At 77.3% G+C, this 12,001-nt stretch carries 9 protein-coding genes and 1 tRNA gene; 9 read left to right on the top strand and 1 reads right to left on the bottom strand.

Annotated features, from left to right (window positions below; genetic code table 11):
* Positions 1-27: 27 nt before the first annotated feature.
* The 5 genes from ACI8AB_RS10825 (at position 28) to ACI8AB_RS10805 (ending at position 5,097) form a co-directional block, all read left to right on the top strand.
* On the top strand, positions 28-603 hold the full coding sequence (locus ACI8AB_RS10825; RefSeq protein WP_456950135.1) for a PAS domain-containing protein: 576 nt from the start codon (positions 28-30) through the stop codon (positions 601-603).
* Position 604: 1 nt separating this feature from the next.
* Positions 605-1,561: a methyl-accepting chemotaxis protein gene (locus ACI8AB_RS10820; protein ID WP_456950134.1), complete on the top strand. Its 957-nt coding sequence runs from the start codon at positions 605-607 to the stop codon at positions 1,559-1,561.
* Positions 1,562-1,690: 129 nt separating this feature from the next.
* Positions 1,691-4,369 carry an ATP-binding protein gene (locus ACI8AB_RS10815; RefSeq protein WP_456950133.1) on the top strand — a complete coding sequence of 893 codons (2,679 nt, stop codon included), beginning with the start codon at positions 1,691-1,693 and terminating at the stop codon, positions 4,367-4,369.
* A 61-nt stretch (positions 4,370-4,430) separates the two neighbouring features.
* Positions 4,431-4,501 (top strand) — tRNA-Gly (locus tag ACI8AB_RS10810).
* Positions 4,502-4,563: 62 nt separating this feature from the next.
* Positions 4,564-5,097, top strand: coding sequence for a TOPRIM nucleotidyl transferase/hydrolase domain-containing protein (locus ACI8AB_RS10805; protein ID WP_387992023.1), 534 nt, complete (start codon positions 4,564-4,566; stop codon positions 5,095-5,097).
* A 10-nt stretch (positions 5,098-5,107) separates the two neighbouring features.
* On the opposite strand, the gene ACI8AB_RS10800 is transcribed toward ACI8AB_RS10805, so the two are convergent.
* Entirely contained in the window at positions 5,108-6,466 is a 1,359-nt protein-coding gene (locus ACI8AB_RS10800) for an aminotransferase class V-fold PLP-dependent enzyme (protein WP_456950132.1), read from the bottom strand.
* A 129-nt stretch (positions 6,467-6,595) separates the two neighbouring features.
* Here ACI8AB_RS10800 and ACI8AB_RS10795 point away from each other — a divergent pair, with 129 nt between their 5' ends.
* The 4 genes from ACI8AB_RS10795 (at position 6,596) to ACI8AB_RS10780 (ending at position 11,994) form a co-directional block, all read left to right on the top strand.
* Positions 6,596-8,857, top strand: a complete 2,262-nt coding sequence (locus tag ACI8AB_RS10795) for a putative bifunctional diguanylate cyclase/phosphodiesterase (RefSeq protein WP_456950131.1) — start codon at positions 6,596-6,598, stop codon at positions 8,855-8,857.
* A 70-nt stretch (positions 8,858-8,927) separates the two neighbouring features.
* Positions 8,928-9,740, top strand: a complete 813-nt coding sequence (locus ACI8AB_RS10790) for a putative protein N(5)-glutamine methyltransferase (protein WP_456950130.1) — start codon at positions 8,928-8,930, stop codon at positions 9,738-9,740.
* A 51-nt stretch (positions 9,741-9,791) separates the two neighbouring features.
* Positions 9,792-10,274, top strand: coding sequence for a universal stress protein (locus ACI8AB_RS10785; RefSeq protein ID WP_456950129.1), 483 nt, complete (start codon positions 9,792-9,794; stop codon positions 10,272-10,274).
* A gap of 67 nt (positions 10,275-10,341) precedes the next feature.
* Positions 10,342-11,994 (top strand): GAF domain-containing protein, encoded by a 1,653-nt coding sequence (locus ACI8AB_RS10780; protein WP_456950128.1) that lies wholly within the window; start codon positions 10,342-10,344, stop codon positions 11,992-11,994.
* Positions 11,995-12,001 lie beyond the last annotated feature (7 nt).

The raw sequence follows: 12,001 nt of genomic DNA, 5'->3' as shown, positions 1-12,001 counted from the left end.
GACCCGCCGGACGCAGGAGGACACCGCGTGCTGGACACCCGCCCCCGGACCGCACCGCGCGCCGGCCGCCTCGCCGTGCGGCCGACGGGTGAGGAGCGGACCTTCGCGGCCGAGGAGCTCATCGTCTCCAAGACCGACCCGCGCGGGGTGATCACGTACGCCAACGACGTGTTCCTGCGGGTGGGCGCCTACACCCTCGACGAGGTCATCGGGCAGCCGCACAACCTCATCCGGCACCCCGACATGCCGCGCGCGGTGTTCACGCTGCTGTGGAACACCCTCGCCGCCCGGCAGGAGCTGTTCGCCTACATCGACAACCTGGCCGCCGACGGCGCGCACTACTGGGTGCTGGCGCACGTGACGCCGTCCTACGGCGCCGACGGGTCGGTCGTGGGCTACCACTCCAACCGCCGCCGGCCCTCCCGCCGGGCGGTCGACCGCGTCCGCCCGATCTACGAGCGCCTCCTGGCCGAGGAGCGGCGGCACCCGAACGCCCGCGCGGCCGTCGCGGCGTCGTCCGAGCTGTTCGACCGGCTGATCGCCGAGCACGCGGCGTCCTACGAGGACTTCGTGTGGTCGGTCATCGCCGAGGAGGAGGACTGAGATGGCCCGCTCCCGCTCCCGCACCCGCTCCGACGCCGCGGAGCTCGCGGTCCACCGCGCGTTCGTGCGCCGGCTGACCGAGACCTGCGAGGCGGCCGCGCGCGGCGACCTGGAGGCGCGGGCCGTGCCGGTCGACGGCTCGGACGCCGTGCCGGAACTGGTCGCGCTGCGGCACGGCGTCAACCGCGCGCTCGACGTCAGCGACGCCTTCGTGCGCGAGTCCCGGGCGGCGCTGGCCGCCGCCGCCGAGGGCCGCTTCCACCGCAGCGTGCTGCGCACGGGGCTGCACGGCGCCTACCGGCACGCGGCCACCGACATCAACACCGCCCGCGACGCCATGCGGGCGACCGCCGGGCGGGTCACCGAGGCGCAGACCTCGCGGCTGCGGCTGGCCGACGCGTTCGAGTCGGTGGTGCTGGCGATGAGCGAGCAGGTCGCGACGGCGGCGACGGAGATGAGCGCGTCCGCCGCCGGGCTGACCAGCGCGGCGTCGGCGGCGTCGGCCGAGGTGGGCAACGCGACCGGCACGCTCGGCTCCCTGACCCGCACCTCGGCCGAGATCCGCGAGGTCATCGCCCTCATCGAGTCCGTGGCCGCGCAGACCCGCCTGCTGGCGCTCAACGCCACGATCGAGGCCGCCCGCGCCGGGGAGGCCGGCAAGGGCTTCGCCGTCGTCGCCTCCGAGGTCAAGGACCTCGCCGACCAGACCGCGCAGGCCACCGAGCGGGTGACCGCGCAGGTCGAGGCGATCCGCGCGGCCTGCGACGACGTCACCGCCGTCATCGGCTCGGTCGGCACCACGGTCACCGACATGAACGGCCTGGTCGACGGGATCGCCGCGGCCGTCGACGGCACGGCGTCGCTGGGCACCGCGGACACCGACGTCACCGGCCTGTCGCAGATGGCCGAGCGGCTGCGCTCGGAGGCCACCGGGTTCCTGGCCGAGATGCGGCGCTGACCGCGGCACGGCCGGTGGGGTCCCGGGTCACGGATGTACCGTTCGAGCAGCGGGGAGCAGCTCGGCTCCCGAGGTCCTGACGCGCCGGCGGTCCCGCCCGCGTCCGCACGGCTGTGCCGGGAGGTGTGCGTGGCGCCGGATCCCGTCGCGTCCGGCGGGGTCCGCGGCGTCGTGCCGGGCCCCGGGACCGAGGACGTCTTCGCCGGCGGCAGCGAGAACGGCCGGCTGATGGCCGCCTTCGACTGGGCGACGACGCCGGTCGGGCCGGTGGAGAGCTGGCCGGCGAGCCTGCGCTACGCCGTCCGCACCGTGCTGGCCTCGCGGTTCCCCATGATCCTGACCTGGGGTCCGGAGTACACGCAGTTCTACAACGACGCCTACGCCACGCTGATCGGCGCGAAGCACCCCGGCGCCATCGGCGACGACCTGCGGATCACCCTCGCCGAGGGCTGGGCCGCGCTGCAGGAGCCGGTCGAGCGGGCGATGGCCACCCGCGAGGCCTCGTGGATCCCGCAGCTCCTGCTGCTGCTCGAGCGTGCCGGCTACCGCGAGGAGACCTACTTCACCGTCTCGCACGCCCCCGCCTTCGGGGACGACGGCCAGGTGGCCGGGATGCACGCGGTGTGCACCGAGGTGACCCGCCAGGTGGTGGCCGAGCGGCGGCAGCGGCTGCTGCACGAGGTGGCCACCGCGGCCGGCCGGCGCGAGGACGAGCGCGACCTGGCCGTCCGGGTGTGCGGGGCGCTGGAGGCCGACCCGCTCGACGTCCCGTTCGCCGCGGTCTACCTGGGCGACGGCGAGGGCCGGCTGCACCGGGTGGCCACCGCGGGCGTCGGCGCCGCGGCGCTGCCGGCGGCGGTGGGCGCGGCGGCCGAGCTCGGCGCGGTCGACGTCGCCGCCCTGCACGTGCCCGGCGGGCCGTTCGGTGACGAGGTGGAGCGGGCGGTCGCGCTGCCGCTGTCGGGCGGGGCGGGGCGGGAGGCGGTGGGCGCCCTGCTGGTCGGCGTCAGCCCCAACCGGGCGCTGGACGAGGAGTACCGCACCTTCCACCAGCTGCTGGCCGCGCAGGTCGCCGGCGCGGTCACCGACGCGCGCGCCTACGCCGCCGAGCGCGCCCGCGCGGAGGTGCTGGCCGAGCTGGACCGGGCCAAGACGACGTTCTTCTCCGACGTCAGCCACGAGCTGCGCACGCCGCTGACCCTGCTGCTGGCCCCGATCGCCGACGCGCTCGCCGACTCGGGCGGGGAGCTGCCGGAGCCGGTGCGCGAGCGGCTCACCCTCGCCCTGCGCAACGGCCAGCGGCTCAAGCGCCTGGTCGACGACCTGCTGGAGTTCGTGAGCATCGAGGCCGGGCGCACGGCGGCGGTGCGGGTGGCCACGGACCTCGCCGCCTGCACCGGCGAGCTGGCCGGCGTGCTGCGCGCCGCGGCCGAGCGGGCCGGCCTGACCCTCGACGTCGACTGCCCGCCGCTGCCCCGCCCCGCCGCGGTGGACCCGCGGATGTGGGAGAAGGTCGTCCTCAACCTGGTCGCCAACGCGGTCAAGTACACCTTCGTCGGCGGCATCACCGTCTCCCTGCGCGCCGAGGGCGACGAGGTGGTCCTGCGGGTGGCCGACACCGGCGTGGGCATCCCCGCCGCCGAGCTGCCGGCGCTGTTCGAGCGGTTCCACCGGGTGACCGGCTCCCCCGCGCGCAGCCGGGAGGGCACCGGCCTGGGCCTGGCGATGGTCCGGGAGCTGGTCGCGCTGCACGGCGGCACCGTGGAGGTGGAGAGCGAGCCCGGCGCCGGGAGCACCTTCACCGTGCGGCTGCCCTTCGGCGAGCCGGACACCGACACCCCGCCGCCCGCGTCGGCCGCCGCGGTCCGCGCGGCCGCGCTCACCCCGTGGGACGACGACCTGCGCCGGCCCGCCCCGTCGCCCGACCCGCTGGGCACCGTGCTCGTCGTCGACGACAACGCCGACATGCGCGCCTACCTCGCCCGGCTGCTGTCGCCGTCGTGGACGGTGCGGACGGCGGCCGACGGCGAGGCGGCCCTGCGCGACGTCGCGCGGGTGCGTCCCGACGTCGTCCTGACCGACGTGATGATGCCGGGCCTGGACGGGTTCGGGCTGCTGCGCGCGCTGCGGACCGACCCCGCGACGCGCGCCGTCCCGGTGGTCATGCTCACCGCGCGGGCCGGGCAGGAGGCCGCGGTCGAGGGCTTCGACGCCGGCGTCGACGACTACCTGCCCAAGCCGTTCGAGTCCGCGGAGCTGCTCGGCCGGCTGCGCGCGGTCCTCGAGCGCTCCCGGGGCCGGCGGGAGCCGGCGCCCCCGGCCGCCCCGTCGCCGTCCGCCCCGGCCGTCCCCGCTCCCGCGCCGCCGCGTCCCCGCGCCGCCGACGCCGTCCCGGCCGCCCCCGCGGCGCCGGCCCCGGCGCACCTCCCGGGTGCGACGACGACCTGGCGGTTCCCCTCGAGCGCGGCGGCGATCCCGCCGCTGCGCCGCCGGCTGCGGGCGCTGCTCACCGCCGCCGGCCTGGACGAGGACCGCGTCCACGACCTCGTGCTGGCCGCCTGCGAGGCCGCCACCAACGCGGTGGAGCACGCGCAGGACCCGCGCGAGCCGTACGTGGACGTCCGGGTGGCCGTCGACGGCGGCGCGGTGGAGATCGCGGTGCGCGACCACGGGCAGTGGAAGGAGCGGACGTCGAGCATGGACCGCGGCCGCGGCTCGATGCTCATGAGCGCGTTCGCCGACGTCACCGCGGTTCCGGGGCCGGAGGGGACCACGGTGACCATCCGCAGCCCCCGGCCCGCCGGCTGACCCCGGCCTGCCGACCGGTCCCGCCGTCCTTGCTACGCTGGCGTCCGGCCGTCAGGCCGTCGCGGGTGTAGTTCAATGGCAGAACATCAGCTTCCCAAGCTGACAGTGCGGGTTCGATTCCCGTCACCCGCTCTCCTCCGCTCCACCCGGCAACCCGGTGGCCTCCCCGCCCCCCCGCGTGGGACCGTCCGCCCGTGCCGCTCCCGCCCGTCCTCCGCGCGGTGGTGCTCGTCGAGGGGGTCAGTGACCGCGAGGCCGTGCTGGCGGCCGCGCGGGGCCTCGGCCGGGACCTGGCCGCCGAGGGCGTGGACGTGGTCGCGATGGGCGGTGCGCACGCCGTCCGCCGCCACCTCGCCGCGATCGGTCCCGGCGTCCGCGTGGCCGGCCTCTACGACCTCGCCGAGCGGGACGTCGTCCGCCGGGCGCTCGGGGTGCCCGACCCGGCGACGGCCGGGTTCTCCGCCTGCGTCGCCGACCTCGAGGACGAGCTCGTCCGGGCGGTGGGGACGGCCGGGGTGGAGGCGGCCGTCGCCGAGCACCGCGAGGCCCACGCCCTGACCACCTTCCGGCGGCAGCCGGCGCAGCGCGGGCGCCCGGCCGACGCGCAGCTGCGCCGCTTCCTCGGCACCACCAGCGGTCGCAAGGCCCGCTACGCGCGCGCCCTCGTCGAGCGGCTGGAGCCCGCGGCGTACCCGCCGCCGCTGAGGTCGCTGCTCGCCCGCGTCTGACCTCCCGGGGTCAGGCCCCCAGCAGGACCGGCGTCCGCGCCTCACCGGGCAGGTACTCGCCCAGCTCGTCGACGCGGTAGCGGGCGCTCTCCTCCGGCGTCGCCGCGACGGTGCGCAGCGCCGCTCCGAGCGCCGCGACGTCGTCCAGGGTCGTCCCGCGGTTGGCGCTGGCGCGCACGGCGCCGGGCAGCCGGACCTCGCCGGCCCGGGCCGCGTCGTGGAAGGCGCGGACCTGCTCCTCGCTCAGCTCCAGCAGGCGGGCCATGTACGGGTGGGCGCAGAAGCAGCCGCTGCGCACGCCGATCCCGAACTCCGCGGACAGCCGGGCGGCCACCAGGCCGTGCGGGAGGTCGTCGAGGAGGAAGGCCGCCACGGGCAGCCGGTCCCCCGTCACCGGGCCGAGGCGGCGCAGCCCCGGGACCGTCGCGAGCTCGGCGTCCAGCGCCGCGGTGAGGGCGCGCTCGTGGGCGAGCAGGCCGGGCCAGTCCTCGGCCAGCTCCTCGGCCGCGGCGGCCAGCGCGACCGCGCCGACGACGTTCGGCGAGCCGGCCTCGTCCCGGTCGGGGGCACCGGCCCACACGACGTCGTCGAAGGAGACCGCCCGGACCGCGCCGCCGCCGACCAGCAGGGGCTCGCCGCGGCCGAGCAGGCTCCGCGGGGCGACGAGCGCGCCGGCGCCGAAGGGCGCGTACGCCTTGTGCCCCGACAGGGCGAGGGCGTCGACGCCGAGGGCGGTCACGTCGATCGGCCGGTGCGGCGCCAGCTGGGCGGCGTCCACCACCACGAACACGCCGCGCTCCCGGGCGGCGGCGGTGATCGCGGCCAGGTCGGGCAGCCAGCCGGTGACGTTGGAGGCGCCGGTGAGGGCCAGGACTCGCGGGGTCGGGCGCTGGTCGAGCGCGGCGACGACGTCCTCGGCCGTGAAGGTCCCCACGGCGCCGACCTCGACCACCCGCAGCCGCGCGGCGCGGCGCCACGGCAGCAGGTTGGCGTGGTGCTCGACCGCGGTGGTGAGCACCACGTCGTCCGGCTCGAGCCCGAGCCGGAACGCCAGCGCGTTCAGCGCCTCGGTGGTGTTGCGGACGAAGACGGTCTCGTGCGTGGCGGGGTCCGCCCCGACGAAGGCGAGCACGGTCTCGCGGGCGGCCTCGTAGCGGGCGCTGGTGTACCGGGACTTCGCGCCGGCGCCGCGGTGCACGCTCGAGTAGCGGGGCAGGAACTCCTGCACCGCCCGGGCCACCCGGACCGACGACGAGCTGGTGGCCGCGGCGTCGAGGTCGACGTAGCGGGTGAGCCCCCCGCCGGCCGTCGGGACGCGGACGTCCTCGCCGACGAGCCGGCCCGGGGAGGTGTCGGGAACCAGTCGCATGGGATCCCCATCGGCACGTCCCGGCCGAAATCGAGCCCGGCGCCGCGCCTCCCGCCCGGGTCCACCCCCTGGGGGTGATCTCCGGTCCCCGGCCTCAAGCGCCCGGGCACGGTGACGACGTCCCTGGGCATGAGTGCCTTCCAGCTCCGGGTCGACGGCGACCGGCGACGGCCCCGGGGTTTCCGTCTCACCTCACGGGTGTTCTGGGACCTCGCGGTGTGGATGGTCGGCCTCGGCATCGCGGTCGGGCTGGTCTTCCCGCCGTTCGCCACGGGCCTCGGGGTCCCTGCCCAGTACGCCGACCGCCCCGTGTTCCGGGCGGCCTGTCTCGTCGCCGGCTTCCTGGTCGGCGGGCTGAGCTACACGCTGTGCCGGTGCCTGGTCGGTGGGCGGCTGGCCGTCCTCAGCACCCACCTGCACTCGGTGGCGCAGACCATCTCGCACGCCAGCCGGACCGGGGACTGGTCGCAGTCGACGTCGCAGCGGATCACCGTGGACTCCGACGACCAGCTCGGCGAGACCGCCCGCGCCTTCAACAGCCTGCTCGACGCCCTCGAGGCGGGGGAGCACTTCCGGTCGCTGGTCCGCAACGCCTCGGACGTCATCACCGTCGTCGACACCGCGGGCACCGTCACGTACCAGACCCCGTCGGTGGGCTGGGTGCTCGGCTACCCGCCGGGGACGCTGATCGGCACCGACGTCCACGACCTGGTCCACCCCGAGGACGTGCGGGGCTTCCGCGAGCACCTCGCCCGCGTGGCCGCCGGGGAGCCGCCGGCGACCTGGCCGGCCGCCCGCATGCGGCACCGCAACGGCTCCTGGCGCTGGACCGACACCGCCGCCCGCAACCTGCTCGACGACCCGGCCGTCAGCGGCATCGTGCTCACCACGCGCGACACCAGCGACCGCAAGGAGCTCGAGGACCAGCTGCGCGTGCAGGCCTTCCACGACCCCCTGACCGGCCTGCCCAACCGGGCGCTGTTCATGGAGCGCCTGCGCGCGGCGGAGGAACGCGAGCGGGTCACCGGCACCCCGTCGGCGGTGCTGTTCCTGGACCTGGACAACCTCAAGACCGTCAACGACAACCTCGGCCACGACGGCGGTGACGCCCTGCTGCGGGTGGTCGCCCAGCGGGTCGGCGGCTGCCTGCGCCCCGAGGACACCCTCGCCCGCCTGGCCGGCGACGAGTTCGCCGTGCTGATGAGCGGCGCGCGCAGCGGCGAGCTGGCGCCCCTGGTCGCCGAGCGCGTGCTGGCCGCCCTCGCCCAGCCGGTCCACGTCGCCGACCGCGCCGTCCGCGCCAGCGTGAGCATGGGCATCGCCACCTCGGCGACGTGCGCCGCCAGCGGCCTGGGCCTGCTGCGCGCGGCGGACATCGCGATGTACGTGGCCAAGTCCAGCGGCAAGGGGCGCTACGAGACCTTCCAGCCCAGCCACCACGCCGCGCACCTCGAGCGCGAGCGCCTGCTCGCCGACCTCTACCAGGCGCTGGACCGGCAGGAGCTCGTCCTCCACTACCAGCCGATCGTCGACCTGGCGTCGGCCACGACCAGCGGCTACGAGGCCCTGGTGCGCTGGCAGCACCCCACGCACGGGCTGGTGCCGCCGGCGCGGTTCATCGCGCTGGCCGAGGACAGCGGCCTGATCGTCCCGATCGGCCGCTGGGTGCTCCGGGAGGCCACCCGCCAGGCCGCCGCGTGGCAGCGGCCGGACGGCAGCGGCCCGCGGATGAGCGTCAACGTGTCGGTGCGCCAGTTCCAGCACCCCAGCCTCGTCGGCGACGTCGCCGAGGCGCTGGACCGCTCCGGCCTGGACCCGCGGCGGCTGACCCTCGAGATCACCGAGTCGCTGCTCGTGCAGGACGCCGCCGCCACCACCGGCAAGCTGGAGGAGGTCAAGGACCTCGGCGTCCGGCTGGCCCTCGACGACTTCGGCACCGGCTACTCGTCACTGGGCTACCTGCGCCGGTTCCCCATCGACGTCCTCAAGATCGACAAGTCCTTCGTCGACGGCGTGGCCACGAGCCCGGAGGACCACGCGGTCATCGGCGCGATCGTGCAGCTGGGCCAGACGCTCGGCCTGGACCTCGTGGCCGAGGGCATCGAGACCGCCGACGAGCTGGCCGCGCTCCGCGGGCTCGGCGTCGGGTACGGGCAGGGCTACCACCTCGGTCGTCCCCTGCCCGCCGCGGCGCACGAGGAGGAGGTGCACCAGGAGGCGGTGCACCAGGAGGCGGTGCACCAGGAGGCGGTGCACCAGCAGGCGGTGCACGAGGAGGCGGTGGCCCCCGGGGCCGAGCGCCGCCGGCCGCACTCCCCCGGCGCCGCCCTGCGGGCGGCTCCGGTGCCCCGCACCACCGGGGAGGACGTCCCGGCCGCGTCCCCGCACTGACGCCCGGCCGGGCCGCGGACCGGCGGCCGTGCCAGGGTCTGTCCGTGGACCCGTCCCGGGGAGGCCGGGCATGAGCCCGGGGCTCTCCGCCGCGGCCACCGCCGCCCTCGTCGCCCGGCTGCGCGCCGCCGGCTGCGTCTTCGCCGAGGACGAGGCCCGCCTGCTGACCGCCGCCGCGGCCACACCCGAGGAGCTGGACGCCCTCGCCGGACGGCGGGTGGCCGGCGAGCCGCTGGAGCACGTGCTCGGCGAGGTGGAGTTCTGCGGCCTGCGGGTCTCCGTCGGCCCCGGGGTCTTCGTGCCGCGGCGGCGCACCGCGGCCCTGGTCGCGCGGGCGGTGGAGGTGGCGCGGGCGGCGCGGGACCGGCACGGGCGCCCGCCGGTCGGGGTCGACCTGTGCTGCGGCTGCGGCGCGGTCGGCCTCGCGCTGGCCACCGCCGTCGAGCTGGCCGAGCTGCACGCCGCCGACGTCGCCCCCGCCGCGCTGCACCACGCCCGGCGCAACCTCGCGCCGGTGGGCGGGCAGGTGCACGGCGGCGACCTGTTCGACGCGCTGCCGCGGCGGCTGCACGGGCGGGTCGACGTCCTGGTGGTCAACGCGCCGTACGTGCCCACCGCGGCGCTGCCCCTGCTGCCGCCCGAGGCGCGCCTGCACGAGCCGCGGACGGCGCTCGACGGGGGCGCGGACGGCCTCGACGTGCACCGGCGCGTGGCCGCGGGCGCCCCGGCCTGGCTCGCCCCTGGCGGGGTCCTGCTGACCGAGGCCGGGGAGGACCAGGCGCCCGTGCTCGCCGCGGTGCTCGCCGCCGCCGGGCTGCGGGCGGACGTCCACGGCCCCGGGGAGGACGGGACCGCGGTCGTCACGGGGGCCCGCGGGGGCTGACCGGGCCCTTGGTCCCTGTCCCGACGCGCCGCGTGTCGCGAGGATCACTGCATGGCAGATCCGACCGCTCCCGTTCCGCCCGAGGACCGGTCCCTTCAGCCCGTCGAGCCCGTCCGGCTCGTCCCGCAGTTCTCCCGTCGTCCCGCGCCCTCGCTCGTCGTCCACGTCGACGGCTCGCCCTCCGGCTACGGCGCCCTGGTCTGGGCGCTGCGCGAGGCGGCCCGCCGCGAGGGGACCGTGCTCGCCGTCGACGTCGTCGACGGCGGCGAGAGGACGCTGACCGGACAGCGCGCGGCCGCGGAGCAGGCCCGCGCCGTGGTCCTCGAGCGGATCGAGGCCCAGGTCGTCCGCGCCATCGCCGAGACGGGCGTGACCGGCCGCGTCCGCACCGCCACCCTGGAGCGGCCGCTGCTCGAGGCCCTCGTCGGCGCCGGCCGCGGCGGTGACCTGGTGCTGGTGAACGGATCGGGACGCGCCCTCCTGCGGCAGGTCGTGCCGCGCCACCCGAGCCGCCGCCTCGCGCACGGTGCGTGAGCCCTCCGGCGGGACCACCCCGGCGGACGGCCGCCCCGACGCGCAGCAGGACCCCTCCGGACGGGCCGTGACCCCGCCCGGCCCGGAGGGCTCGCCGCCGGCGCTCGCCGCCGGCGTGCGGGCGGCCGCGGCCGGCGAGCACCTCGAGGCGACGCTGCACGCCATCGTCGAGGCGGCGGTCGCGCACGCCGACGCCACCTACGGCGCGCTCGGCGTCCTCACCCGCGACGGGCGGCGGCTGGACCGCTTCGTCATCGTCGGCATGGACGAGGAGACGCGCGCCGGCATCGACCGCCTCCCGGCCGGCGCCGGCATCCTCGGCCTGCTGGTCGACCACCCCCGGCCGCTGCGGCTCGACGACCTCGGGTCCCACCCCGACTCCGTCGGCTTCCCGGCCGGCCACCCGCCGATGCAGTCCTTCCTCGGGGTGCCGGTGTGCGTCCGCGACGCCGTCTTCGGCCACCTCTACCTGACCGAGAAGCGCACCGGCGGCCCGTTCACCGAGGCCGACGAGGAGGCGGTGCTGGCGCTGGCCGCGGCCGCGGGCCTGGCCATCGAGAACGCGCGACTGGCGGAGGCCGCCGAGCGCCGCCGGGCGTGGGTGCAGGCCGGCACCGAGGTGGCCACCGAGCTGCTGTCGGGTGAGGACCCGGCCGAGGTGCTGCTGAAGGTGGCCGAACGGGCCGTCGCGCTGAGCGACGCCGAGGCCGGGGCACTGCTCATCGCGCAGGAGGGCGACCCCGAGGCGCTGACCATCGTGGCCTCGGCCGGTTACATGGCCGGCGAGCTCGACGGGGTGCGGGTCCCGCTCGAGGACACCCACGTCGGCCGGGTGCACCGCACCGGGCTGGGGGAGCTGGTCGAGGACGTCGCGGCGGACCCCGTGCTGGGCCGGCACGCCGAGGTCGCCGTCGAGCTCGTCCGCGGCGCCCGCTCCGCGGTCATCGTCCCGCTCGGCCCGGCCCTGGGGACCCTGGTCTGCCTGCGCCGCGCCGACCGGGAGCCGTTCGACGCGGAGGTCCTCGAGGCGCTGTCCGCGTTCGCCGGTCAGGCGGGGCTGGCGCTGGAGCTGGCGCGCAGCCAGCGGCGCGAGCGCCGGCTGCAGGTGCAGGCCGACCGCGACCGGATCGCCCGTGACCTGCACGACCACGTCGTCCAGCGGATCTACGCGACGGCGCTCTCGCTGGACCGGATCAGCCGGGCGCTGGAGGAGGTCGACCCCTACGCCGCCCGCCGCATCGGGCGCAGCGTCGACGAGCTGGACGGGACGCTGCGGCAGATCCGTTCGGCGATCTTCGGCCTCCACGACGACGTCGTCCCCGAGGGCCTGGCCGCGGGGGTGGCCGACGCCGTGCGGCAGGCCACGGAGGGCTCGGCGGTGCAACCCGGGCTGCGGCTGCGCGGCGACCTCGACGGCCTGCCCGCGGGCCTGGCCACCGACCTGCTGGCGGTGGTGCGCGAGCTCGTGACCAACGTCGTCCGGCACGCGGACGCGAGCCGGGTCGAGGTGTCGGTCGAGGTCGGGGAGGACGGGCCGGGTGCGCCGGTGTCCGTCCGGGTCACCGACGACGGCCGCGGGCTGCCCGCGGTCACGGTCCGCAGCGGGCTGGCCAACCTGGCCGAGCGGGCCGAGCGCCGCGGCGGCCGGCTGACCGCGACCGGGGGACCGGCGGGCACCGAGGTGACCTGGACGGTGCCGGGGCGGGCGCAGCGGTCCTGAGTGCCCG

Source organism: Geodermatophilus sp. SYSU D00698 (assembly GCF_054050335.1).
The sequence above is the reverse complement of the archived record's forward strand: the minus strand, read 5'-3'. Positions and strand labels throughout refer to the sequence as shown.

Bases quoted from the DNA above. Each gene is read 5' to 3' on its own strand.
- ACI8AB_RS10800 (WP_456950132.1), bottom strand. From the start codon at position 6,466: ATGCGACTGGTTCCCGACACCTCCCCGGGCCGGCTCGTCGGCGAGGAC.
- ACI8AB_RS10795 (WP_456950131.1), top strand. From the start codon at position 6,596: ATGAGTGCCTTCCAGCTCCGGGTCGACGGCGACCGGCGACGGCCCCGG.
- ACI8AB_RS10785 (WP_456950129.1), top strand. From the start codon at position 9,792: ATGGCAGATCCGACCGCTCCCGTTCCGCCCGAGGACCGGTCCCTTCAG.
- ACI8AB_RS10820 (WP_456950134.1), top strand. From the start codon at position 605: ATGGCCCGCTCCCGCTCCCGCACCCGCTCCGACGCCGCGGAGCTCGCG.
- ACI8AB_RS10790 (WP_456950130.1), top strand. From the start codon at position 8,928: ATGAGCCCGGGGCTCTCCGCCGCGGCCACCGCCGCCCTCGTCGCCCGG.